This is a genomic window from Pseudomonas sp. LBUM1668, assembly GCF_059695715.1.
This window is the reverse complement of record NZ_CP166787.1, coordinates 1,339,378-1,361,850: the sequence shown is the minus strand read 5'-3', so window position 1 is coordinate 1,361,850 and position 22,473 is coordinate 1,339,378. Positions and strand designations below refer to the sequence as shown.

The 22,473-nt window shown below is 59.8% G+C and carries 23 protein-coding genes; 11 read left to right on the top strand and 12 right to left on the bottom strand.

Translation table 11 applies throughout. From position 1 onward, the window contains the following. Nucleotides 1-88: 88 nt before the first annotated feature. Nucleotides 89-1,183: a PLP-dependent cysteine synthase family protein gene (locus tag ACA061_RS06025; protein WP_497300814.1), complete on the bottom strand. Its 1,095-nt coding sequence runs from the start codon at nucleotides 1,181-1,183 to the stop codon at nucleotides 89-91. Between the two features lie 253 nt (nucleotides 1,184-1,436). Between ACA061_RS06025 and nhaA the strand changes: the two genes are divergently transcribed. The 4 genes from nhaA to ACA061_RS06005 all read left to right on the top strand — a co-directional run bounded on the left by nhaA (nucleotide 1,437) and on the right by ACA061_RS06005 (nucleotide 4,557). Further along, complete coding sequence (nhaA, locus tag ACA061_RS06020; protein ID WP_210553820.1) at nucleotides 1,437-2,627, top strand: Na+/H+ antiporter NhaA; 1,191 nt, start codon at nucleotides 1,437-1,439, stop codon at nucleotides 2,625-2,627. A gap of 187 nt (nucleotides 2,628-2,814) precedes the next feature. Continuing rightward, nucleotides 2,815-4,047 carry a colicin E3/pyocin S6 family cytotoxin gene (locus ACA061_RS06015; protein ID WP_497300813.1) on the top strand — a complete coding sequence of 411 codons (1,233 nt, stop codon included), beginning with the start codon at nucleotides 2,815-2,817 and terminating at the stop codon, nucleotides 4,045-4,047. A 4-nt stretch (nucleotides 4,048-4,051) separates the two neighbouring features. Beyond that, nucleotides 4,052-4,309, top strand: a complete 258-nt coding sequence (locus ACA061_RS06010; RefSeq protein WP_395602003.1) for a colicin E3-like toxin immunity protein — start codon at nucleotides 4,052-4,054, stop codon at nucleotides 4,307-4,309. A gap of 8 nt (nucleotides 4,310-4,317) precedes the next feature. After that, a complete protein-coding gene (locus ACA061_RS06005; protein WP_210553822.1) occupies nucleotides 4,318-4,557 on the top strand; it encodes a DUF7683 domain-containing protein in 240 nt (79 codons plus the stop codon). 57 nt (nucleotides 4,558-4,614) lie between these two features. On the opposite strand, the gene ACA061_RS06000 is transcribed toward ACA061_RS06005, so the two are convergent. Further along, nucleotides 4,615-5,079 (bottom strand): outer membrane lipoprotein, encoded by a 465-nt coding sequence (locus ACA061_RS06000; protein ID WP_150604944.1) that lies wholly within the window; start codon nucleotides 5,077-5,079, stop codon nucleotides 4,615-4,617. A gap of 176 nt (nucleotides 5,080-5,255) precedes the next feature. On the opposite strand from ACA061_RS06000, the gene ACA061_RS05995 reads away from it, so the two are divergent. Beyond that, nucleotides 5,256-5,492, top strand: coding sequence for a hypothetical protein (locus ACA061_RS05995; protein ID WP_047300016.1), 237 nt, complete (start codon nucleotides 5,256-5,258; stop codon nucleotides 5,490-5,492). 5 nt (nucleotides 5,493-5,497) lie between these two features. Here the strand turns inward: ACA061_RS05995 and pdxH are convergent, their stop codons facing one another. The 5 genes from pdxH to dinG form a co-directional block, all read right to left on the bottom strand. Beyond that, nucleotides 5,498-6,145, bottom strand: coding sequence for a pyridoxamine 5'-phosphate oxidase (gene pdxH / locus ACA061_RS05990; RefSeq protein ID WP_150618036.1), 648 nt, complete (start codon nucleotides 6,143-6,145; stop codon nucleotides 5,498-5,500). A 24-nt stretch (nucleotides 6,146-6,169) separates the two neighbouring features. Next, nucleotides 6,170-7,288 (bottom strand): OmpA family protein, encoded by a 1,119-nt coding sequence (locus ACA061_RS05985; protein WP_497300811.1) that lies wholly within the window; start codon nucleotides 7,286-7,288, stop codon nucleotides 6,170-6,172. Between the two features lie 113 nt (nucleotides 7,289-7,401). Continuing rightward, complete coding sequence (locus ACA061_RS05980; RefSeq protein ID WP_497300810.1) at nucleotides 7,402-8,547, bottom strand: serine hydrolase domain-containing protein; 1,146 nt, start codon at nucleotides 8,545-8,547, stop codon at nucleotides 7,402-7,404. A 190-nt stretch (nucleotides 8,548-8,737) separates the two neighbouring features. Then, a complete protein-coding gene (locus tag ACA061_RS05975) occupies nucleotides 8,738-11,221 on the bottom strand; it encodes a beta-galactosidase (protein WP_497300808.1) in 2,484 nt (827 codons plus the stop codon). Between the two features lie 93 nt (nucleotides 11,222-11,314). Then, nucleotides 11,315-13,459 (bottom strand): ATP-dependent DNA helicase DinG, encoded by a 2,145-nt coding sequence (gene dinG / locus ACA061_RS05970; protein WP_042557969.1) that lies wholly within the window; start codon nucleotides 13,457-13,459, stop codon nucleotides 11,315-11,317. Nucleotides 13,460-13,558: 99 nt separating this feature from the next. Between dinG and ACA061_RS05965 the strand changes: the two genes are divergently transcribed. Beyond that, nucleotides 13,559-14,023, top strand: a complete 465-nt coding sequence (locus ACA061_RS05965) for a CopD family protein (RefSeq protein WP_497300806.1) — start codon at nucleotides 13,559-13,561, stop codon at nucleotides 14,021-14,023. Between the two features lie 159 nt (nucleotides 14,024-14,182). Here the strand turns inward: ACA061_RS05965 and ACA061_RS05960 are convergent, their stop codons facing one another. The 4 genes from ACA061_RS05960 to ACA061_RS05945 all read right to left on the bottom strand — a co-directional run bounded on the left by ACA061_RS05960 (nucleotide 14,183) and on the right by ACA061_RS05945 (nucleotide 16,886). Next, entirely contained in the window at nucleotides 14,183-14,941 is a 759-nt protein-coding gene (locus ACA061_RS05960) for a collagen-like protein (RefSeq protein ID WP_210553827.1), read from the bottom strand. Further along, nucleotides 14,934-15,215: a DUF1145 domain-containing protein gene (locus ACA061_RS05955; RefSeq protein ID WP_497300804.1), complete on the bottom strand. Its 282-nt coding sequence runs from the start codon at nucleotides 15,213-15,215 to the stop codon at nucleotides 14,934-14,936. The genes ACA061_RS05960 and ACA061_RS05955 overlap by 8 nt, the downstream gene beginning before the upstream one ends. A 163-nt stretch (nucleotides 15,216-15,378) precedes the next feature. Continuing rightward, entirely contained in the window at nucleotides 15,379-16,101 is a 723-nt protein-coding gene (locus tag ACA061_RS05950) for a PA1041 family peptidoglycan-binding anchor lipoprotein (protein WP_497300803.1), read from the bottom strand. Between the two features lie 89 nt (nucleotides 16,102-16,190). After that, nucleotides 16,191-16,886 (bottom strand): PA1041 family peptidoglycan-binding anchor lipoprotein, encoded by a 696-nt coding sequence (locus ACA061_RS05945; protein WP_150618044.1) that lies wholly within the window; start codon nucleotides 16,884-16,886, stop codon nucleotides 16,191-16,193. A 200-nt stretch (nucleotides 16,887-17,086) separates the two neighbouring features. Here ACA061_RS05945 and ACA061_RS05940 point away from each other — a divergent pair, with 200 nt between their 5' ends. The 4 genes from ACA061_RS05940 (at nucleotide 17,087) to ACA061_RS05925 (ending at nucleotide 18,888) form a co-directional block, all read left to right on the top strand. Further along, complete coding sequence (locus ACA061_RS05940; RefSeq protein WP_150597365.1) at nucleotides 17,087-17,584, top strand: DUF6231 family protein; 498 nt, start codon at nucleotides 17,087-17,089, stop codon at nucleotides 17,582-17,584. A 4-nt stretch (nucleotides 17,585-17,588) separates the two neighbouring features. Then, the gene (locus ACA061_RS05935) at nucleotides 17,589-18,065 is read left to right on the top strand and encodes a YchJ family protein (protein ID WP_210700995.1); all 477 of its coding nucleotides are present in this window, start codon (nucleotides 17,589-17,591) and stop codon (nucleotides 18,063-18,065) included. Nucleotides 18,066-18,187: 122 nt separating this feature from the next. Next, nucleotides 18,188-18,682 (top strand): LEA/WHy family protein, encoded by a 495-nt coding sequence (locus tag ACA061_RS05930; RefSeq protein ID WP_150618046.1) that lies wholly within the window; start codon nucleotides 18,188-18,190, stop codon nucleotides 18,680-18,682. Next, entirely contained in the window at nucleotides 18,679-18,888 is a 210-nt protein-coding gene (locus ACA061_RS05925) for an SEC-C metal-binding domain-containing protein (protein ID WP_008083915.1), read from the top strand. The genes ACA061_RS05930 and ACA061_RS05925 overlap by 4 nt, the downstream gene beginning before the upstream one ends. 238 nt (nucleotides 18,889-19,126) lie before the next feature. On the opposite strand, the gene ACA061_RS05920 is transcribed toward ACA061_RS05925, so the two are convergent. Beyond that, nucleotides 19,127-19,684, bottom strand: a complete 558-nt coding sequence (locus ACA061_RS05920) for a cysteine hydrolase family protein (protein ID WP_497301913.1) — start codon at nucleotides 19,682-19,684, stop codon at nucleotides 19,127-19,129. 182 nt (nucleotides 19,685-19,866) lie between these two features. Here ACA061_RS05920 and ACA061_RS05915 point away from each other — a divergent pair, with 182 nt between their 5' ends. Continuing rightward, the gene (locus ACA061_RS05915) at nucleotides 19,867-22,317 is read left to right on the top strand and encodes a penicillin acylase family protein (RefSeq protein WP_497300802.1); all 2,451 of its coding nucleotides are present in this window, start codon (nucleotides 19,867-19,869) and stop codon (nucleotides 22,315-22,317) included. The last annotated feature ends 156 nt before the right edge of the window (nucleotides 22,318-22,473 follow it).

The following is a 22,473-nucleotide window of genomic DNA, read 5'->3' as shown; positions in this document are numbered from 1 at the left end:
TCGCGATCGCGGTATTCCAGTCAACAACTGTGTTGAATGTTATTACGCCATCGCGAGCAGGCTCACTCCTACATTTGTTTTCGGTGTGTCAGATGTTGGCGCGCAGCACTGATGTCGGCAGCGCCTCACCACGCTCGGCACTCGCCGCCACTGCCTTGATCAACCCGTCCAGCTCATACCCCTGAGCCTTGAGCCATTGCGGATCGTAGTAGGTGTCGGCATAACGCTCGCCGCCATCGCACAGAATCGCCACGATAGAACCCGATTCCCCCGCCGCGTTCATCTGCTGCGCCGCCATCAGTGCGCCAATCAGATTGGTCCCGCTCGACCCACCGACGTGCCGTCCCAGCCGCTGCGCCAGATAATGCATGGCCGCCAGTGACAAGGCGTCCGGCACCTTGACCATCGCATCGATCACCTTGGGCAGGAAGGACGCCTCCACCCGTGGCCGACCGATGCCTTCGATCCGCGAACCGCAATCCAGGCGCAGGCTGGCGTCGCCAGTCTGGTAGTAATCGAAGAACACCGACCGTTCGGCGTCCGCACACAACACGCGGGTGCAGTGCTGGCGGTAGCGTACGTAACGGCCGAGGGTAGCGGTGGTGCCGCCAGTGCCGGGGCTGGAAATCAGCCAGCTCGGCTCGGGATGCTGCTCGTAGCGCATCTGCTGGAAGATCGATTCGGCGATATTGTTGTTCGCCCGCCAGTCAGTGGCGCGCTCGGCATAGGTGAACTGGTCGATGAAGTGGCCGCCGTGCTCGCGAGCCAGGCGTTCGGATTCGGCGTAAATCTGCGTAGGATCTTTCACCAGGTGGCTTTGCCCACCGTAGAAAGCGATCTGGGCAATTTTCTCTTTGGACGTGGTCGCCGGCATCACCGCAATAAACGGCAGACCCAGCATGCGCGCGAAATACGCTTCGGAAATCGCCGTCGAACCGCTGGACGCCTCAATCACCGGCGCACCGGGCTTGAGCCAGCCGTTACACAGTGCATAGAGGAACAATGAGCGGGCCAGACGATGCTTGAGGCTGCCGGTCGGATGACTGGATTCGTCCTTGAAATACAACTCGATGTCCGCAAAACCCGGCAGCGGCAAGGGGATCAGGTGGGTGTCGGCGCTGCGCTGAAAATCCGCTTCAATGATGCGGATGGCTTCGCGGGCCCACTGTCGGTTGTCGCTCATGGTCAGGGTTCTCGGTCGAATCGGGCAGGAGTTCAGCCTCCTCGAAGGCTCTGTCGCAAGCTTAGGAAAATTCCTGCATCACGCACAGATACAGCTGAGTCTCAATGTGTCAGGCAACTGCTAGGCTGACCTTGGCTTTTGCAGCAGACGCGTTGTAACGACATATAACAAAAAAGAATATAACTTTTGTTTTAACAACTAACGGTACGGGTTAGGGTGTTCCACCTTTTTGACTTATCGATGGAGAGCGACCTTGCCTCTGCGTAGCACTTTCACGCGTTTCTTTCAGTTGGAAGCTGCCAGCGGTCTATTACTGATCGCTGCGGCCATCCTCGCTTTGATTATCAACAACTCACAGCTGTCGTGGCTGTACACGGGCCTGCTCGACACCCCGGTGGTGGCGCAGATCGGTGCGTTGAAAATCGCTAAACCCTTGCTGCTGTGGATCAACGACGGCTTGATGGCGCTGTTCTTCCTGCTGATCGGCCTGGAAGTGAAGCGCGAGGTGCTTGACGGTCAGTTGTCCAGGCCATCGCAGCTCGTCCTGCCCGGTGCGGCCGCTATTGGCGGCATGCTGGTGCCGGCGCTGATCTACTGGTTCCTCAACCGCGACAACCCTGCTGCCCTCGACGGCTGGGCGATCCCGACCGCCACCGACATCGCCTTCGCCCTCGGCGTGCTGGCCCTGCTTGGCAAACGCGTACCGGTGTCGTTGAAGCTGTTCCTGATGACGCTGGCGATCATTGATGACCTCGGCGCCATCGTGATCATTGCGATCTTCTACTCTGGCGATCTCTCAACCCTGTCACTGGGTCTCGCAGCGGCGTGCATTGCCGCATTGGTGGCGCTGAACCGCCTCGGCGTGGTCAAGATTGGCCCGTACATGATCATCGGCCTGATCCTGTGGGTGTGCGTACTCAAGAGCGGTGTGCACGCGACGTTGGCCGGCGTAACCCTGGCCTTCTGCATTCCGTTGCGCACGAAAAACGCCGAGCCTTCGCCGCTGCTGACCCTCGAACACGCGCTGCATCCATGGGTCGCCTACGGCATCTTGCCACTGTTCGCGTTCGCCAACGCTGGCCTGTCGCTGAGTGGCGTCACCGTCGAAAGCTTCACCCATCACGTACCCATGGGCATTGCAGTGGGCCTGTTGCTGGGCAAGACCGTCGGTGTGTTCGGCCTGACCTGGCTGGCCGTGAAGATGGGCATCGCCGCCCTGCCTCAGGGCGCCAATTGGGGTCAGGTGCTGGGGGTCGCGATTCTTTGCGGAATCGGCTTCACCATGAGCCTGTTTGTCGGTTCGCTAGCCTTCGTTCCGGGTGCCAGTGAGTACGCGGGCATGGACCGAATGGGCATTCTGACCGGCTCGCTGTTCGCCGCGTTGATTGGTTATGCAGTGACGGCGGCGGCGAGCCGCAAGAGCACTGCTTTGCCGAATACATAAAACGTTTGTGAAGGGCTTTTGTGGCGAGGGAGCTTGCTCCCTCGCCATAAGTTACGCGCTCTTCACATAAGTAGCGAACAATCCCCACCTCATTAGCGACTCGTCCTACAGCCACAACTCCCGTGCTTCGTTAACGTCGTGCAGCCCTTTCCAAGGGACTGTCGATGGATGAACGCAAGGACGATCAGTGGCTCGCAACAAGGACATTCCCCGGGTTTCCAACCCACCCGCGGGTGACGGCCATCACGTCACTCACCGCTATATGACGTCCAGCGAACTCGCTGAACGCGACGCCCGACAAAACGCTTATGACGCCATGTTGGCGCGACAGGACGCGTTTGAGCGAGCCCTTGAAGTTGCCGCCAAAAAGCCCGAACCCATCCGCGCCGGCTGCGTATTCGCCAAGTCCTGCAAGTTGCCAGACGCGATCATTGATTACTCCAACCCTTCCGGGATGGTGCCGACCGATAGCCTGAAGGATTACGGCGAGCTGATTCTGCTGGGCGCCCGTGAGGCTGATGCGAACGGCGCTGTTGCGCTGAAGAAAATCAGCGCGACCGCCACCCCAACGGGGATCGGTGGTTTTACTCTGGCCGGCTCTGCCTTCGAAGCGTTACCTGCCGTCGCCGCCAGTACCGCAGCGGCCACCCTGGTGGGATTGGTCGCGCTATTCATGCCGTCAAGCCTTGGCGACAGCGCTCTCTACACCGACGATCAACTGCGCGCCCTCAAACAGGCCCGCACCCGCGTACGCCTGCGAATCGAACAGCAGGCCGACGGTCGCCTCAAGGGATACGCCTTCTATACCGGTAAGAATCGCGATTGGGAAATGGTGGATGTCGTGCAATTCATCGTGCGCGACGGCCAGTTCGTCGCGGTTCTGGACAAAGATAGAGGTGTCGAACTGATCTGGACCCCGGCCGTGGATGGCTCAGACATCCTCGGTATTCCGGCGCTGGAGGCCGCCCCGCAGGCACCGCATATCTGGGTTTTTCCACCGACGAAAGCGGCGGATGGGATTCTGGTAAATCCGGTTTATCCGCCGGAGTACGAGGATTTCATTCTGGTGTTTCCGGTGGGTTCGGGTGTCAAACCGCTCTACATCGTAATCAACGAGGCGCGTAAAGGTTTAGCGACCGCGGGACATAGCTATCATCAACCTCCGAAAACAGAAGAAATCACCGCGTTCCCCGGTCTGAAGACCGCCAAAAAAATGAATCCGGTACAAGGTGGTGGAGGACTTCGAAAACGATGGACAGATGCCAAGGGCAAGAGAATTTACGAATGGGACTCAATGCACGGTGAACTGGAAGAATATCGTGCAAGTGATGGAGCCCATTTGGGAGCGTTTGACCCTGCGACAGGGGAACGACGAGAAGATCCCAAGCCTGAAAGAAGCATCCGAAAAAAATACTTGTGAGGTAATGATGGGACTGAAAATAGTTTTGGAGTGGTACGACAAGAGAACCGCCATTGGGCAAGGCGAGGAATTGTCCAAGGATTTAGGCGACGATGAGTCCGTACTAAATGCATTGGGGATCCCAGTGGAAAACAATATCAACAATGGAGGATTCAATGTCCTAGGACACTGGGTCGACATTATTCAGCCTTTTTTTCAGCACCCTATCGCCATGGACATATACGACTATCAAATTGCTTTTGAGTACAGCGACAACTGGTAGTACTGCACATGATCTACATCATTGAGGCCTTCGACAAAACGACTGACCTTCTCGTATTCGAGGAAAAACTTCCGTGCGGACATGATGAAAAAATAAAACTCATCATGGGTTGGACGGAAGAACAATGGGGCTGGGAAGGCTACGATCTTGAAGTGCATCAGCTTGAGGCGTTGGAAAAATTACTCGCCAAAAAAGTTCATGACCATCAGTGCTTTTTCCAGCTGACGTGTAACGTGAACACCCGGTAAATATATAAAAACCCCGACCAGTCACCTGATCGGGGTTTTCTTTACCCTAAATTCCGCTTAGTGCGAAACGCGGCTAGTCCCGTCAACAGTCGAAATCCGTACCCGCTCACCAACACGGAACACTTCATTCTCCTGAACCTGCTGCACGTAGGCGCGCATGCTGCCGTCGTCTTCACGAACGGTGATTTCCACGCCTTGCGTACGGGTCAGGCCTTCTTCGGTTGCGGAACCGAGCAGACCACCCGCCACCGCACCGATGACAGCAGCAACGATACTGCCCTTGCCGCCGCCGATAGCGCTGCCACCAACACCGCCGACCACAGCGCCTGCTGCGCCGCCGATCGGGGTCTTGGTGCCTTCGATTTTGACCGGACGCAGGGATTCGATGGTGCCCATGCGAATCGTCTGCACGCGACGCGCTTCGTCACGGGAGTAGGAGTCGCCGGTCAGGCTCGATTGGCAGCCGGTAAGCAACATCGCCATCGTGGAAAAGGAAGCAATCAGCAGAACAGACTTACGCATAGCATCAACTCCAAAAGAACATCTATTCATTAAACTCCGCAGCTTGACGTCTGTCACGACACAGTGCGGATAAATTGGCTTTCATTCAGGCAAGGTACAGACGCCTGTGCGCTTCTGTCAGAAGCCCTACCTTAGCGCCAAATGGCCGATCCTGCGCCACCGCCCCGAGGATTTTCATGGATTACTTCATCATCGTCGTTACCACCGTCGCCGGTCTGTACTTCCACGGGTGGTTGTACTTGCGGATCAAACGCTGGATGGACCGCGACCTGGCGCTGTCACTGGCCGGCAAGGATGAAGGCAAACGTGCCTTCATGCTCGATCAGTTGGCCCGCGCTCAAGCGCTGAAGATCAAGCGTAGAGACCTGCCGATGTGGCTGGAGGCCGCAGCGGCAGGCTATCTCGCTCGGTAGACTGCTTAAGGTGCCAGACGTTCAAGAATCCAGTCGGCGCCTTGCAAACGGTAGTTGAGGCGATCGTGCAGTCGGCTCGGACGGCCCTGCCAGAACTCGATTCGCTCGGGCAGCAAGCGATAACCGCCCCAGTGTTCCGGGCAATCCGGCTGGGTATCGCTGAAGCGCTGCTCGGTGGCCTTGAGCAAATCTTCCAGCTCCCCTCGCCCGCCGATCACCCGGCTCTGCGGCGACGCCCAGGCACCGAGACGGCTGCCCAATGGACGCACTTGATAATACGCATCGGACTCTGCAGGCGTGACCTTCACCACCCGACCTTCGATACGCACCTGGCGCTCAAGGGTCGGCCAGAAGAAGGTCATGGCCGCAAACGGATTCGCCGCCAGATGCTGCCCCTTGGCACTTTCGTAGTTGGTGAAGAAGGTGAAACCCTGCTCGTCCAGGCCCTTGAGCAACAGAATGCGGCAATGCGGACGCCCGTCCGCATCTACTGTGGCCACGGTCATGGCGTTGGCTTCCACCGGCGCCTGCTCGGTTTTCACCGCATCGGCAAACCACTGGTGAAACAGCGCAAACGGCTCGGCCGGGGCTTGCGCCTCGGTCAGGCCATCACGGGTGTAATCACGACGCATATCTGCCAGAGCCTGGGTCATGGCGCATTCCTTTTCGTTAGCGGATCACTTCTTGGCGGCATCGGTGGCGGCGACTTTCTTGTCGGTCGCGGCGGCTTTGGCTGGCGCGGTCTTCTTCGCTGGAGCTTTGGCTGGAGCCTTTTTCGCCGGTGCCTTGGCGGCAGCTTTCTTGGCTGGGGCCTTTTTGGCGGCTGGTACAGCAGCTTTCTTCGCGGCCGGGGCTGGTGTTACTGGTTTGGCTACTGGCTTGACCTCTTGCGCAGCAACCATAGTCACTGGCTTCGGCGCCGGCATGTTGTATTTGCTGAGCAACGCAACCATGATGTTTTGCGGAGTGACCAGCAGTTCAACACGACGGTTCAAGGCTCGCCCTTCAACGCTGTCGTTGGCGGCACGTGGCGCCTCAGAGCCCATGCCGCGCAGCATCAGGCGATCACGCTGCAAGCCGCTGAGGCGGAAAATCGCCGCAATGGCCTGGGCACGTTCCTGACTCAGTTTGGTGTTAGCCGGGGCTGCACCGCTGGTGTCGCTGTGGCCCAGTACAAGCACGGCAGTTTTCGGGTCGGCTTCGAGGATTTTCGCCACACGGGTGAACGGGCCGAGGGTGACTGGCAGCAACATTGCCGGGCGATCCGGGTTGAACGAACCTTCGACCGGCGCGGTGACCACCAGCACGTTTTCACGGCGCTCGAGTTGCAGATTGCTGTCCTTGATGGCGGTGCGCAGACGCGGCTCGTAGTCGTCGAGCCAGGCCTGGGTGACTTTCGGATCCGGCATCGGCACCGCTTTGGTCACAGGCTGATCCTTGCCGCCGAACGGCCACCACCATTTTCCACCTGCGTCAGCTTCAGCCTTGGCTACGGTGACCGGTTTCTTGGCTTCAGGTGCTACTTCGGCCTTCATGTCTGCTTTGACAGCTGCATCATCAGAGCCGAACGGCCAGTACCAGGGATTGCTGCTTTCAGCCTTGGCAACCGGCGCGGTGGCGGCAGGCTTCAGCGGCGCCGGAGCTGCGGCTGGAGTCGGAGCAGGCTCATTGGCCGCCACTTTGTCGGAAGAACCGAACGGCCACCAGGTGCCGCCGTCCGCGTCGTTTTTAGGAGTCTGTGCACAACCGGTGATCGCAACACACAGGGCCAGGGCGAGAGTCGTTTTAGCTGACATTGAAAATCCACAAAATGAAGTAATGAAAAATCAGAGCACTTTCGCCCGGATAAACAGACGCTTTGAATCGAAAAACCTTTCGAGGTTCCGGCCCTGGAACCCCGGGTGATACTTTACAGACAAGTGGCAAGCACCCGCGCGAGCTTCTGCGCACGCGGATCCATCAAGACGTACGGTCCAAGAGTATTTGTCACAAAACCAAACGCGACATCGTGCTCCGGGTCAGCAAAGCCGATCGAACCGCCCGCCCCCGGATGACCAAACGCCCGTGGGCCGAGGCCGTAGGTGGCGTTGGGCACGTCCGGTTGATCGAGCATACAGCCCAGACCAAAACGGGTGCGGGTCAACAGCGTCTTGTCTTCGCCCAGGCTGTGTTCGCGGGTCAGCTCTTGCAGCATGTCGCTTTCGAGCAGGCTGCCATCAAGCAGCCCCGCGTAGAACCCGGCCAGACTGCGCGCATTGCCGTGGCCATTAGCCGCCGGTTGCTGCATCCGGCGCCATTCCGGTTTGTTGGTGCTGGTGAGTACCGACGGCGGATTGGTGAAAGCGCGAGTGGTCATCGCGGTGGGTTCACGCATCGTCGTTTGCAGCAGACGCTGAGCGGCGGCGTCGCCAGCGTTGCCCTTGCCGCGAGCGATATGGGCCACGCGATAAAACTCTTCATCCGCCAGACCGACATGGAAATCCAGACCCAATGGCTTGGCGACACGAGCGACGATCGATTCACCCGGCCCACGACCGTCGGCACGGCGGAGCAATTCGCCGACCAGCCAACCGTACGTGATCGCGGCGTAACCGTGACCGGTGCCCGGCGTCCACCACGGCGCTTCAGCCGCAAGGGCGTCAACCATGGTTTGCCATTCATAAAGCGCTTCGGGCGCGAGCAGTTCGCGCAGGGCCGGCAGACCCGCCTGATGGCAAAGCAATTGGCGCAGCGTGACGGATTCTTTGCCGGCGGCGGCGAATTCCGGCCAGTAGCGTGCGACCGGCACATCCAGTTGCAGTTTGCCTTCGGCAACCAGTTGCAACGCGGTGACGGCAGTGAAGGTTTTGGTGCAGGAGAACAGGTTGGCGATGGTGTCGCTGTGCCAGGCCTCGGCGCCATCCTTATCGGACGTACCGGCCCAGAGATCGACGACGGTTTCTCCGCCGACCTGAATACACAAGGCTGCGCCGCGTTCCTGGGGATCGTCGAACAGTGCGGCGAAAGCCTCGCGCACCGCTTCGAATTGAAGCTCGTAATGTCCCTGAATCTGCACCCGCAACTCCCCCGCGAAAACGCTCTACAAAGTGGCCCGCATTGTTCCAGCCCTTGAGGGATTTGGGAACAGCTGTGGGCTGGGTGGTCATCTCTAACCGAAGATCAAAAGATCGCAGCCTGCGGCAGATCCTACAGAACGCATTCTCATGCAGGAGCTGCCGCAGGCTGCGATCCTGGCTATCTAAAACTCAGTGGCCATTTCCGGAATGCCCGCCCGAGTGTCCAGCCCCTGGCCCTTTACCCGCCTCACCCTTACGACCGCCTTCAGCCTCATGAACCGCTGCAGCCGCCGGTTTCGCGGCCTCTTTGCCCATCTGATCGACAGCCTGCAAATTGCCTTTGCGCACCGCGTCGACAAATCCCTGATACGACAGATCCGTCACACCGACCAGACCGAAATGCCCGTTCTCGCCGTCCAGCAAACGCCCGGTCACTGGTTGATCGAGAAACTGGAACCAGTGAACGCCGACAATCGACGGCTCGTTCAGCGCTTGTTTGAGGAAATTGGCGTACGCCGCGCCGCGATCCTCTTCCTTGGCCAGTTGCGTCACGCCGCCCCAGAACGGGCCGCGATCGGTCGAGCCAAAGTTGAACTCGGTGATCAATACCGGCTTGTCCAAAGCGCCCAGCGCGGCAAAGTCATAACCGTCCTGTGGCTTGAGGGTGTACATGTTGAAGCTCAACACATCGCAATACTGCGCGCACGACGCCACTGCTTCCGGGGTAGTGACTGCGAAACGGCCGCCGAGCAGCAATTGATTCGGGGCGTGCCATTTCAGCGAGTCGGAGATCGTCTTGAAATAAGTGTCAGCGAAGACTTTCTGGAAGTATTTGAAATCGGCTTCGATTTCCGGATGCTCAGGGTTCGGCACGGGCGGCACGAAACCCGGATCTTCCATCAATTCCCACGCCGGCAGATCGATGCCCCATGCCTTCGACAGCCCTGCCTGATTGCGGTACTTGTCGCGTAACTGCTTGAGGAACGCGCGTTTGGCCGGTACGTCGGTGGTCATTTTCAACGTGCCGTAAGCCAGCGCGTAACGCGATTGCGCATCGTCGCCGGGACCGGCCCACGCCAGTTCGTTGTCGGCGAAGTAGCCGATCAGCCACGGATCGTCGCGATGATCGCGGGCAGCGATGGCCACGGCACGCTCGGTCGCCATGGCAAAACGCGGGTCGAACGGATCGGGCATCGCGCCCCACCAGTCGTTGCCAGTGCTGATGCTGGTGTAATCGCCGACAATCGACAGCGGCAATGTGTACGGCACGCGCTCGGCATTGACCACGGCGTCTGCACTCCAGTTGCCGAGGGTGTTGAAACCCCAGGCTTGCAGACGATCGAGGGTATGGCTGGCCCACTTCTGCTCGTCGATCGTGGCAGTACACGGCGTGGCAGCGGGCGGTTGGGCAGCTGGCGCAACCGATTCCGCTTTGGCCGCCTCAGCGACGCCAGCCTTGGGTTGCTCAGAGGTGGCAATCGGTTCTGCAGCATTGACGGCGGTTTCCTCAACCGCGCCAGCCTTGGCCGCTTCGGCCACACCGGCCTTGGCGTCGCTGTCGGGTTTGCACGGTTCGCCATTCAAGCGTTGCAGGTTGGCGCCGTAGAAATCGTACCAGCGCCCGCTGCCGTAGCCTCGTCCCTGATCGGCGCCGTTGCCGCCACGGTTATCGCCTTCGCCGAAATGGCCGGCGAGAGGTTCGCCGGGTTTGGGCAGGGATTCGAACATCCACTCGCGACCGGCCACGTAGGTCTGATTGACCTCAGGGCTGACGGTGTTGACGCCGAGGGAGTAGAACGGATGCCCTTCAGGCGTCACCAGGTACCAGCGGCCGTCACGTTTTTCGGTGCGGAAGAAACCGCTGGCCTTGAACGCAGGACCTTTGCTCCAGCCACCGAACTTGTCCACTGAGGACTTTTCACGCTCGGCGAGCCAGGTTTTCAGCTGTTGCTGTTCCTTGGCGGCGGCGGATTTGAGTTGTTCGTCGCTGGTGACTTTTTCTGGCCATTTGCTGCGGGTCGATTGACCGTAAGCGTCGACCAGATTGCCGTACACCGCTTGCGTGATCCCCTCGCCGTCCTGCACGCCAAAGCGCTCGAGCAGCAGGCTCTGGGCAACTTTCGGCTGATCCATCGACAGGCTCACCGATACCACTTGGCTGCGATCAATCTCACCGCTGCTGCTGGCCAGCAGAATGCGCTGGCCATCTATGGTCGTCGGCATCGGTGGGCCGGCCTTCATGCCCTGGCTCAGTGGAGAACTTGCCACCAACGGCACCAGCAAGGTTTGCGCCGGGCCCGCCGGCAGATCGACGCGACTGGTCAGCGTCTGGCCGTTGTTGCTTTGAATCTGCACGTAGACCGTCACGGCCCAGTTCATCGCGCTCTGAATGCGCAGGCTCATCATCCCGGACTGCGACCAGTCCCAGGCGCCGGTTTGCGGGGTCAGACGCAACGTCGGACGCGCCGCGGCGTTGAACGTCACCCGGCGCAGCACTTCACCTTCAGCGGTTTGCTCGGCGTTGGCTTGCGGCAGGTCGGCGTTTTCCGTGGCGATCTTCACCACGTCGGCGGGACGGACAAAGTTGAACAACGTCTGCTGGCCAGCAGGCGCCGCCAGCAACGGAGCAGCAAAGATCAAGGCAAATACGGCAGGCAACGAACGGCGGATCATAAGAACGAAGTTCTCCCTAACGACCAAATGGCCAATGGAAAAGCGATGGCAGAGAGATAGACAACGCGGCGGGCAAAACTGCCCACCGATGTCTCAGGATATTTCACGACGGAAAGGAGGCAACGCATTGAGGATCGCCTTGCCGTAGCGCTGGGTGACCAGCCGCCGATCGAGCAAGGTGATGGTGCCGCGGTCTTCTTCGGTACGCAGCAGACGACCGCAGGCCTGAACCAGTTTCAGCGAGGCATCGGGCACCGAGATTTCCATGAACGGATTGCCGCCCCGGGCTTCGATCCACTCCGCCAGTGCCGCCTCGACCGGATCGTCCGGCACCGAGAACGGGATCTTGGCGATCACCACGTGCTCGCAATAGGCACCCGGCAAGTCCACACCCTCGGCAAAACTGGCCAGACCAAACAGCACGCTGGAATCGCCGCCATCGACCCGCGCCTTGTGCTTGTTCAGGGTTTCCTGTTTCGACAGGTTGCCTTGAATGAACACTTGCTTGCGCCAGTCGCGGTCGAGACCGTCGAACACGTCCTGCATCTGTTTGCGCGAAGAAAACAGCACCAGCGTGCCGCGTGAGCCTTCGACCAGGTCCGGCAAATCACGGATGATCGCCGCTGTGTGGGCGGGAGCGTCGCGTGGATCGGCCTTCAGGTCCGGCACGCGCAATACGCCGGCATCGGCGTGATGGAACGGGCTCGGCACCACGGCGGTGACGGCTTTCTTCGGCAGACCGGCGCGCATGCGGAAGCGGTCGAACGTGCCGAGTGCGGTCAGGGTTGCCGAGGTGACCAGGCAACCATAGGCGACATTCCACAGACTGCGGCGCAAGGTTTCAGCGGCGAGAATCGGGCTGGCGTTGACCTCGATATCAAACAGCGAACCGCTTTCGGCCAGGGTCAGCCAACGCGCCATGGGCGGGCTGTCTTCCGGGTCTTCGGCGGTGAACGCGGTCCACAGTTCCCAATTGCCGGACGCCCGCGACAACAGGCTGCCGAACAGTGGATACCATTCTTCGGCCTGATTGCTGGCTATGCCGATGTTGACCTCGCCATCCATGCCTTCCTTGAGCAGGTCGGTCAGGCGCGTGAACAGGTCATTGAGACGGGAGAAGCCTTTTTTCAGCTCGATGCCCATTTCACGCATGTGCTCGGGAATGACCCCGGCGACAAAGCGATGGCGCGGCCGCTCACGGCCTTCGACGTCTTCGCCGGGTTTGAAATCGGCAACTTGCTCGCAGGCGCTGAACATGAACTGCTGCTGGGCCTTGATCTCACGCGCCAGCTCCGGCACTTGCTCGATCAGCTTGCCAAGATCGCCCGGCAGTGGGTGTTGGGCCAACAGTTTGGTGAGGTTCTTGGCGGTGGTTTCCAGCCAGTCGGCGGTGGAACGCAGGCGCGTGTAATGGGCGAAATGGCCGATAGCCTTGTCCGGCAGGTGATGGCCTTCGTCGAATACGTAGATGGTGTCGCGGGGGTCGGGCAGCACCGCGCCGCCGCCCAACGCCAGGTCAGCAAGGACCATGTCGTGGTTGGTGACGATGACATCGACTTTGCCCATACCTTCGCGCGCCTTGTAAAAGGCGCACTGGCCGAAATTCGGGCAATGGCGGTTGGTGCATTGGCTGTGATCGGTGGTCAGTCGCGCCCAATCGGCGTCTTCGAGCGCGGTCGACCAACTGTCGCGGTCGCCGTCCCATTTATTGCCGGCGAGTTTCTCGATCATGCTGGTGAACAGCTTCTGACTGGCCTCATCGACCTCGATCTTGAAACCTTCCTCTTCGAACAGCTGCGCGGTGGCAGTTTGCGCGTGGCCTTCCTGCAACAGCATGTCGAGTTTGGACAGGCACATATAGCGGCCCCGGCCCTTGGCCAGCGCGAAGCTGAAATTCAGCCCGCTGTTGCGCATCAGGTCAGGCAAGTCCTTGTAGACGATCTGCTCTTGCAGGGCCACGGTCGCGGTGGCGATCACCAGGCGTTTGCCGGCAGCTTTCGCCGTCGGAATCGCCGCCAGGCTGTAGGCCACGGTTTTGCCGGTACCGGTGCCGGCTTCCACCGCGACAATCGCGGGGTCGCCACTGCGCCGGCCTTCGTCGTCGGTGTCGATATCCCCGAGGACTTTGGCGATTTCAGCGATCATCAGGCGCTGGCCGTAACGCGGCTTGAGGCTCTTGGCCTCTAGAAAACGCGAGTAGGCGCCCTGGATCGTGGTTTTGAGTTCAGTGCTGATCATGAATTGTCGGGCGCAAAAAACGCTGGATAAATTTTCAGTGGTTTCGGATGGCGGCTATCATACCCCGCTAATTAATCCCGCGCAGAACGGAGTGCCCCAATGACACCTTTTAGCCTCGTTTATCCCCTGCATGTATTGGCCGCTTTAGTCTGGGTCGGCGGCATGTTTTTCGCCTGGATGGTCTTGCGCCCCGCGGCTGTGAAGGCTCTGGACGGACCCAACCGACTGACCCTGTGGGTGGAAGTGTTTCAAGGTTTTTTCCGCTGGGTCTGGGTTGCGGTGATCGTTCTGCCGATCAGCGGCGTGGGTATGCTGCATCTGCAGCAAGTCGGGTTCGAGACCGCGCCGAAATACGTGCAGGTGATGATCGGGTTGTACGTGGTGATGACCGCGCTGTTTATCCGCATTCAGGGGTTGATGCTGCCCGAGTTGCGCAAAGCGGTCGAGGCGAAGGACTGGCCGGCGGGAGCGGCGGTGCTGGGGCGGATTCGGCGGGTGGTGGGACTTAATCTGATTGTCGGGCTGGTGCTGGTGGCGATTGCGGCGGCTCGGCCGATGATGTGACCTGCTCCACACTTTTTTTGCACTGTGAACACTGTTGTGGCGAGGGGATTTATCCCCGATGGACTGCGCAGCAGTCCCGCTTTTAGATTGAAAAGCAGGGGCCGCTTCGCGGCTCATCGGGTATAAATCCCCTCACCACAAATTGAATCTCGGTGTTCTTTAGAGGCGTTGCACAGTCACAGCACCCGCCGCCCCCACAGGCCCCGGCTGACCATCAGCCCCAGCCTTGCCGCTCTTGCCGCCATCGGCGCGGTACACGACACAGCCCTTGGACTTGCCACCCTTCCCCGCCTTGCCGCCAACACCCGCCGGGCCACCGGCGCCGCCAGCCACATTGACCTTGATCAGCTCGACCGGAAACTCGCGCGGCACTTCAAGACGCACCAGCGCACCCGGAGCACCTGGCTGACCATCGCTGCCGTCACTGCCATCGGCACCGTGCCCGGCCGAGCCATAGGTGCAGCCTGGATCTTCACCGTTGCCGCCATCGAGCCCGACAAACCCCGGCGCGCCCGTGCCACCGCGCGCATCGACTTGCAGCTGCGGTGCGTTCAATGCCTTGAATTGCAGGTTCAGATTGCGCCCTGCGCGGGCGGCTTTTTCATAAGTGCCCGGGGCACCGCGAGCGGTGATCCGGCTGCCTTCGCTCAGTTCTGCGCGATTGACTTTCATGTCCAGCGCCTGCTCACCCGGCACGATAGCGATCCGCGCTTCATGGCCGAGGCGCAACTCACCGACACTCAGTTCAGTCACATTGGCGGGAATCAGCAAGGTGCCGTAATCGGCCACTTCCAGTTTTTCCAGTTGCAAGGTGCCGGCGGTGTTGGGCAGGCGCATCAGGGAATTGGTTTCGACACTGACCACCTGGGCACAGGCCAAGGGGCTGATAAATGCAGCGAGCAGACAAAGTTTACGCATGGGAAGAAGCCTCCGGAGCGGCCGGGGCCGGGATGGTTTGCAGGTGGAATACGCCGAACAACAGAATGCGGCCACGATCACGCCAAGGGTGCGGGCGCCCCTTGAGACTGCGATTGCACAGCAGCATTTCGAGCACATGGATCAGCAACAGCAGACCGCCGGCCAGATTGACCAACAGGTGCAGCGGATGTACGAACGGCGCCAGTTGATTAGCCAGCACCACGCAGCAGAACAGCAGGGTCAATAATCGCCCCAGCCCCCAGAACACTTTCATACGCTCCCCCGTGTTGCGAATTATTCTTTGGGCGCACAGTAACGGCTTCTGCGGGGGATAAGCCAGAGGCAAAAATGAAAAATCATTACGCAGCCGCCAAATGGCTGCCGGATCGACGCTGATCGCCGTCCGGCAGCTCTAGCTTGCGGACTACAGACCCATCCTAACGATTGATATGTAACTCCACGCGACGGTTTTGCGCGCGCCCTTCATCCGTTGCATTGTCAGCCACTGGCTCACCCTCGCCACGCCCTTCACTGGTGAGTTTGTTCGGTGAAAGCCCCTGACTCAGCAGGTAAGCCGCCACACTGCTGGCGCGCCGTTCCGACAATGCCTGGTTATAGGCATCGGAGCCTTTACTGTCGGTATGTCCGATCACCTTGATGCTCACCACGTCGGCGTTGCGCAGTTTGTCCATCAGCGTATCTAGCTGGGCTGTCGCCGCTGGGGTCAGGTCGGACTTGTCGAATGCGAACAACACGTCGCCGGCATCGCTCAAGGTGACGACTTCGGTCTGCGGGACCGGTTCGACCGGTTTTTCAACGACCGGATATTGCGGCAGCGGGCAACCACGGTGATCGACCGGTGTGTTGGCCGGGGTATCAGGGCAACGGTCACGACGGTCGAATACGCCGTCTTCGTCTTCATCGCCGTCCTGGGCATAACAGATCAGTCCGCCGGTTAAAATCCCCAGTGCTGCGCCGCCACCGGCCCAGCCAGCGCTTTCAATAGCGCCGAGTCCGCCACCGACTAGCCCGCCAAGAAGGCTGCAGATCGGCCACGTACGTTGATTGAGGGGTGCAGTGCCATCGCTGTGCGTGGCGCAACCGGTAAGCAAACTGCCAAGCAGCAGCACCGGCAAGACGGACCTTGAGAAAACAGTCATTGTGAAAGCTCCTGTGTCACCGGCCCATACCGGTTACACAGGAGTAAAGACCCGCATCCGCGACTGCACAAGCCGCGGATGCAAGAGGACTAGCGGTTGATTTTGATTTCAGTACGACGGTTCTGTGCACGACCGTCAGCGGTTTTGTTATCCGCAACTGGCTGGCTTTCACCGGCACCGGTCACAGAAACGAAGCTGCCTTGCGGTATGCCGCTCTCGACCAGGTACTTGACCACTGAATGCGCGCGACGGTCCGACAGTTTCTGGTTATAGGCATCGCTGCCCACGCTGTCGGTGTGACCGGTGACGGTCAGCTGAGCTGTCGAGGATTCCTGTTTCAGGCGCGTGGCGACCTTGTCGAGCACCATTTTGTCAGCGCCGGTCAGCGTGGCTTTGTCGAACTGGAAGTGAACATCGCGGATGACGATGGTTTCTTCTTTGACCACTACCGCTTCTTCAACCACCGGCTCAGGGACAGGTGGAGGGCAACCGTTAGCATCGACCTGCACGCCTTTCGGGGTGCCCGGGCACTTGTCGCGGCTGTCCGGCACGCCATCGCCATCTTCGTCGCCATCACCATGAACCCAGCAATACGCCGCCGCCGTACCACCAACAATCAGCGCGCCGTAGCCCGCCCACGCCGAACTCTCGGTCGCGCCGAGGCCGGCACCGATGACACCTCCGACCCCCGCACAGGTCGGCCAGTCGGTTTTCTGCAAACCTGCGCAACCAGTCAACACACTGGTTAGCAGAACCAAGGGTAATGCTGTCCGAACTATGCTCATCTAGTTTTCTCCTGAGGGATCGGCTTAAAACCGATTCAGGGAGTAAAGACCGGAGTTTTAATCTCCGCCAGCGATAGGCCACTGCTGTTTGCGATAGTGTTCACAGGACTTTGGCGCTTTTGCTGGAAACTCTGCGAGACAGGGCTCTTTGCCGCCGCAGTCAGGCAGGCTAGTCTTGGCGGTCTGATTGAGGAGCTTCGATGAACGCCGTCATTTCTTCCCGCACGCCCCAACAGGCGTTAGCCGCTTTGCTGGATCGCTATGCCCCGGCGCGTCTGCTGCTGATCGGCGCCAGTGAATTCCCGGCATTGGCCGCTTTTAAAGCAGCCCACCCGGATACTTGCGTGGCCCATGCCGCCCCCGGCGCCTTGCCTGCTGAACTGGCGGCGCGGCGTTTCGATCTGGCCCTTGTCGTCGATTGCCTGGAACATCTACCCAAGCGCGACGGCCTGAATCTGCTGGGCGGCATTCGTAATCTCAACGCCAGTCGCATTGCGGTGCTGGCGGATCTGTCAGCCAGTGGCTGGCAGGAAACCGATTTCTATTCGCTGGCGCTGCAAGCCAGCGAACGTTTTGCCCGCGACGAGCAGGTTCTGACCCTGTTCACCTATGACCTGCTTGACTACAAACAAGTCCCCGACTGGCTCAACTCACGGTTCTGGGCCAATCCGGAAAACTTCGGGAAATACTGGTGGTAATGCGATGAGTACAGCCATTTGCCCTTGCGGCAGCGGCAATCTGCTGGATGCCTGCTGCGGTCATTATCACGAAGGCCTCCCGGCCCCGTGCGCCGAAGCCTTGATGCGCTCGCGCTACAGCGCCTACGTGCTGGGGCTGATCGACTATCTGGTGGCCACCACCCTTCCCGCCCAGCAGGCGGGGCTGGATCGACAATCGATCAGCGCCTGGAGCGCGCAAAGCACCTGGTTGGGCCTTGACGTCGAAAGCTCGGAAGTCTTCGGCGGCCAGCCGGAACATGCTTTTGTCACCTTCACCGCGCGCTGGCACGACAGCCAGGGCGAACACAGCCACCGCGAACGCTCTTCATTTGTGCAAAATGCCGGGCGTTGGTATTTCATCGACCCCACGGTGCAGTTGAAACTGGGGCGCAACGACAGTTGCCCGTGCGCCAGCGGGCAGAAGTTCAAGAAATGCTGTGCGGGGTATTTTGGCGCTTGATTTGAAAGATCAAAAGATCGCAGCCTGCGGCAGCTCCTACAGGGTGAAATGCAATCCCATGTAGGAGCTGCCGCAGGCTGCGATCTTTTAGGGCTAGACTGAGCAACAAAAGGAGCTACTCCATGTTTGCTCAACGACGCGCGTTGCAATCCCTCGCCTTTTTCCTGTTTCTCGGGCTCGGCGGCTGCGTCTCGTGGTTCGCCGACGATACCCGCGACCCTGCCGTGCATCTGGTGAAAGTAGAAGTGGTGCGCGCCAAACTTCTCGAGCAAAAGTTCATCCTGCACTTTCGCGTCGACAATCCCAACGACAGCGACCTGACCGTGCGCGGTCTGGAATACCGTATTCATCTGGCTGACATGCTGCTGACTGAAGGCGAGCACGAGCACTGGTTTACCGTCGGCCCCAAACACAGCGCGTACTTCAAAGTGCCGATCCGAACCAACCTGTGGCCGAAGGTAAAGGACGTAGTGAAAATGCTGAAAAACTCGAAGCAGCAGATTCCCTATCGATTGCAGGGGGAAATGGAAACCGGTTTATTCATCGCTCACTACGTGCACCTTGAGCGCAATGGCGTGATAATCCCCGCCGATTTAATTCCGGAGCAACACCGATGACCCAACAACCTCATGTCCATGGCCCTGATTGCAACCACGATCATGATCATGACCATCATCACGACCACGATCACGGCCATGTCCACGGTCCGAACTGCGGCCACGCCCACCAGGAACCGGTGCGCAACGCCCTGAAAGACGTCGGCCGCAACGACCCTTGCCCTTGCGGCAACGGCAAGAAATTCAAGAAGTGCCACGGGGCGTGATGATCTGGGCGAAGAGCTTCTTCGCCTGACAGATCGCCTTCGCGAGCAAGCTAGCTCCCACAGTTGATCGAATTTATCCAGATAGCATGCGATCAACTGTAGGAGCTGCGGCACGCTGCGATCTTTTGACCTTGATGGTAAAAAAACCGGATCAAAAGATCGCAGCCTCGTTGCACTCGAATGCTCCTACAGGGCTGCGTGTCGAGTAAACCGCAGCAGCCTGCTCGCGATAACGGCGTCAGCCGGCCGCCAGAATCTGCGCAACGCTAATCACCGTCGCATACTCCCCATGCAGGTTCCCCAGCGACATCCCATGCACCTCTTCAGCTGAACGCGGTGTGCCGAAATAATCGGCCTTGTCGAAGGTGAAGCACGCATCCTCCGCCACCCACGCCTCAAACCCCAGGTTTCCCGCCGTGCGCGCCGTGGATTCCACCGAGTTGTTGGTCGCGACGCCCACGATGATCAACTGCCCGATCCCCGCCTCACGCAACCGCGCTTGCAGTCCAGTGGCACAAAACGCATCCGGCACTTGCTTCTGAATCAGCCATTCGCCATCACCGGGCAAAAATCTTTGCTGAAACTCCACCCCTTCCTGCTCGGGCCAGAACACTGAATCCGGCGAGCGCGACAGGTGTTGCACATGAATCACCGGCCTTGCGCTATCCCGCCAGAACCCAAGCAGATCAAGAATGCGCTCTTCGGCCTGCGGATTATTGCGCCGCCCCAGACGCGGATGCAGGATGCCTTTTTGCTGGTCGATGATGATCAGTGCAGCGTTGGCCTGAAGCTCCATGGTGGTCTTCTCATAAGCGTCATTTGAGTTCCCGTACTTCAACATCCCTGCCTTCAACCAGGCAAGCCATGAAACGATCATCGATCAGTGGCAAGAAATAACCACTCGCCCCGCTTGCGCGGCATCCTCCTGCTCACTAACGTAGCGCCTTTACTGACGCTACCCCCCGCAGGAGCTTTGCCATGGCCTCGCCAGCCCTCACACATTTTCTTCCCCGGTTCGGCGTTGCCGCAGCAGTGACCGGTGTTTTGAGCCTGACCGGTTGTCAGACCTGGAACGCTCAGGACACCCTCCCGCCCACCTCCGGCGTGCAACCGCTCAAGGGTCTGGCGCAGAACGTTTCAGTGCGCCGCAATGCCATGGGCATGCCGTTGATCGAAAGCAACAGCTTCCACGACGCGCTGTTCGCCCTCGGCTATGTCCACGCCAGCGACCGCATCAATCAGATGGTCACCCTGCGTCTGTTGGCTCAGGGCCGTCTCGCGGAAATGTCCGGCGCGTCGATGCTCGACGCCGACCGCTACATGCGCGCGGTCAATCTGAAGAAGAGCGCCGGTGAGCTGTACAAAGCCTCGTCACCGCGGCTCAAGCGCTTCTTCGAAGTCTATGCGCGGGGCGTCAACGCCTACCTGTTCCGCTACGCCGACAAGCTGCCGGGCGACCTCGCCTCCAGCGGCTATAAGCCTGAATACTGGAAACCGGAAGATTCAGCGCTGATTTTCGCCCTGCTGAACTTCAGCCAGTCGGCCAACCTGCCGGAAGAAATCGCTTCGCTGGTGCTGGCACAGACCGTCACCACCGACAAACTCGCGTGGCTGACCCCTTCGGCGCCCGACGAAAACCTGCCGCTGGGCGAAGCCGACAAGCTGCAAGGCCTCAAGCTCAACGGGCAGATCCCCGGCCTGAGCGAATTGAGCAGCGCCAGCCAGCAGCTGTCGACGTTGAACCTGCTGGGCGCCACGTCTTCGAACAACTGGGCCATCGCCCCGCAACGCAGCCGCAGCGGCAAAAGTCTTTTGGCCAGTGACAGTCATGGCCCATTGGCCGCGCCGTCGCTGTGGAGTTTCGTGCAGATCCGCGCGCCGAAATATCAGGCTGCCGGCGTGACCGTAGCCGGTCTGCCGATGGTGCTCGGTGGTTTCAACGGCAAAGTGGCGTGGAGCATGAGCAGCGTGCTCGGTGACAACCAGGATCTGTTCCTGGAAAAAATCCGTCGCCAGGGCAGCAGCCTGACCTACGAGGTCAATGGCAAATGGCAGCCACTGGGCGTGCGCAACGAAACCTACTTCGTCAAAGGCCAGCGGCCGATTCGTGAAGCGGTGTACGAAACCCGTCACGGCGCACTGCTCAACAGTGCCCAGGCTGCGGCGCAAGGCAACGGCTACGGTCTGGCCTTGCAGACACCAAGTTTCACCGACGATAAATCGCTGGACGCTTTTTTTGACCTGAGCCGTGCGCAGAACGTTGAACGCGCCTCGGACGCCAGCCGGGAAATCCGCGCCATCGCGTTGAATCTGGTGTTCGCCGACGCCAGCAACATCGGCTGGCAAGTCACCGGGCGTTTCCCCAATCGCCGTGAAGGCGAAGGCTTGCTGCCATCGCCGGGTTGGGAAGGTCGCTACGACTGGGACGGTTACGCCGACCCGATGCTGCACCCCTACGATCAGGACCCGGCGCAAGGCTGGCTCGGCACCGCCAACCAGCGCGTGATCCCGCATGGTTACGGCATGCAGTTGTCCAACTCCTGGGCTGCGCCGGAACGCGGCGAGCGCCTGGCAGAACTGGCCGGCAGCGGCAAGCACGACAGCCGCAGCGTGATCGCCATGCAATACGACCAGAGCACAACATTCGCCGCCAAACTGAAGAAAGTCTTCGAAGCGCCAGGCATGAAACAGCCGCTGAAACAGGCGATTGATGCCCTGCCGGAAGCTGATCGCAGCAAGGCGCGTGAGGCGTTCACGCGGTTGATGGCGTTCGACGGCAAACTCAGCCCGACATCGGCCGATGCGGCGATCTATGAACTGTTCCTGCAAGAAAGCATGAAGCAGATCTTCCTCGACGAACTCGGCCCCGAGTCGAGCCCGGCGTGGAAAGCGTTTATCGCCAACGGCGACTTGTCCTATGCGGCGCAGGCCGATCATTTGCTGGAGCGTGAGGACAGTCCGTTCTGGGATGACCTGCGCACGCCGCAAAAAGAAGACAAAGCCGTGATACTCGCCCGCAGCTTCGCGGCGGCGATTACCGCTGGCGACAGTCAGTTGGGCGGCGATCACAAGGCCTGGCAGTGGGGCAAATTGCACAGCTATGCGTGGAAGAACGCCAATGGCCAGACCGTTCGCGGGCCGCTGGCCGCGGGTGGTGATCACACGACTTTGAATACTTCGGCATTTGCGTGGGGCCAAGACTTTGCTACCACCCGTGCGCCGTCGATGCGTTTTATCGTCGACTTCGGTCAGGCCGAACCGCTGATGGGGCAGAACGGCACCGGGCAGTCGGGGAATCCGCTTAGCCCGAACTACCTCAATGGCATCGATCAGTGGTTGAAGGGGCAGTACATCGGATTGCCGATGCAGCCGCAGAACTTTGATCGGGTTTATGGGAAGGCGCGTCTGACCCTGACACCGGGCAAGTAACGGAAAGATCAAGAGATCGCAGCCTTCGGCAGCTCCTACATTTGTCTGTGTAGGAGCTGCCGAAGGCTGCGATCTTTTGATTTTCACCCCTGAAAATCCAATAGAACTTCCACCCTCGCACCAACCTCATAGCTAACAAGCCCCCCATTCTGGTAA

What these genes read in the sequence shown, in the direction of transcription:
- ACA061_RS05975 (WP_497300808.1), bottom strand. Translation starts at nt 11,221, where the DNA reads ATGATCCGCCGTTCGTTGCCTGCCGTATTTGCCTTGATCTTTGCTGCT.
- ACA061_RS05935 (WP_210700995.1), top strand. Translation starts at nt 17,589, where the DNA reads ATGAGTACAGCCATTTGCCCTTGCGGCAGCGGCAATCTGCTGGATGCC.
- ACA061_RS06005 (WP_210553822.1), top strand. Translation starts at nt 4,318, where the DNA reads ATGATCTACATCATTGAGGCCTTCGACAAAACGACTGACCTTCTCGTA.
- ACA061_RS05920 (WP_497301913.1), bottom strand. Translation starts at nt 19,684, where the DNA reads ATGGAGCTTCAGGCCAACGCTGCACTGATCATCATCGACCAGCAAAAA.
- ACA061_RS05995 (WP_047300016.1), top strand. Translation starts at nt 5,256, where the DNA reads ATGGATTACTTCATCATCGTCGTTACCACCGTCGCCGGTCTGTACTTC.
- ACA061_RS06000 (WP_150604944.1), bottom strand. Translation starts at nt 5,079, where the DNA reads ATGCGTAAGTCTGTTCTGCTGATTGCTTCCTTTTCCACGATGGCGATG.
- ACA061_RS05955 (WP_497300804.1), bottom strand. Translation starts at nt 15,215, where the DNA reads ATGAAAGTGTTCTGGGGGCTGGGGCGATTATTGACCCTGCTGTTCTGC.
- ACA061_RS06010 (WP_395602003.1), top strand. Translation starts at nt 4,052, where the DNA reads ATGATGGGACTGAAAATAGTTTTGGAGTGGTACGACAAGAGAACCGCC.
- pdxH (WP_150618036.1), bottom strand. Translation starts at nt 6,145, where the DNA reads ATGACCCAGGCTCTGGCAGATATGCGTCGTGATTACACCCGTGATGGC.
- ACA061_RS05940 (WP_150597365.1), top strand. Translation starts at nt 17,087, where the DNA reads ATGAACGCCGTCATTTCTTCCCGCACGCCCCAACAGGCGTTAGCCGCT.
- ACA061_RS05950 (WP_497300803.1), bottom strand. Translation starts at nt 16,101, where the DNA reads ATGACTGTTTTCTCAAGGTCCGTCTTGCCGGTGCTGCTGCTTGGCAGT.
- ACA061_RS06025 (WP_497300814.1), bottom strand. Translation starts at nt 1,183, where the DNA reads ATGAGCGACAACCGACAGTGGGCCCGCGAAGCCATCCGCATCATTGAA.
- dinG (WP_042557969.1), bottom strand. Translation starts at nt 13,459, where the DNA reads ATGATCAGCACTGAACTCAAAACCACGATCCAGGGCGCCTACTCGCGT.
- ACA061_RS05960 (WP_210553827.1), bottom strand. Translation starts at nt 14,941, where the DNA reads ATGCGTAAACTTTGTCTGCTCGCTGCATTTATCAGCCCCTTGGCCTGT.
- ACA061_RS05915 (WP_497300802.1), top strand. Translation starts at nt 19,867, where the DNA reads ATGGCCTCGCCAGCCCTCACACATTTTCTTCCCCGGTTCGGCGTTGCC.
- ACA061_RS05985 (WP_497300811.1), bottom strand. Translation starts at nt 7,288, where the DNA reads ATGTCAGCTAAAACGACTCTCGCCCTGGCCCTGTGTGTTGCGATCACC.
- ACA061_RS05930 (WP_150618046.1), top strand. Translation starts at nt 18,188, where the DNA reads ATGTTTGCTCAACGACGCGCGTTGCAATCCCTCGCCTTTTTCCTGTTT.
- ACA061_RS05965 (WP_497300806.1), top strand. Translation starts at nt 13,559, where the DNA reads ATGACACCTTTTAGCCTCGTTTATCCCCTGCATGTATTGGCCGCTTTA.
- ACA061_RS05925 (WP_008083915.1), top strand. Translation starts at nt 18,679, where the DNA reads ATGACCCAACAACCTCATGTCCATGGCCCTGATTGCAACCACGATCAT.
- ACA061_RS05945 (WP_150618044.1), bottom strand. Translation starts at nt 16,886, where the DNA reads ATGAGCATAGTTCGGACAGCATTACCCTTGGTTCTGCTAACCAGTGTG.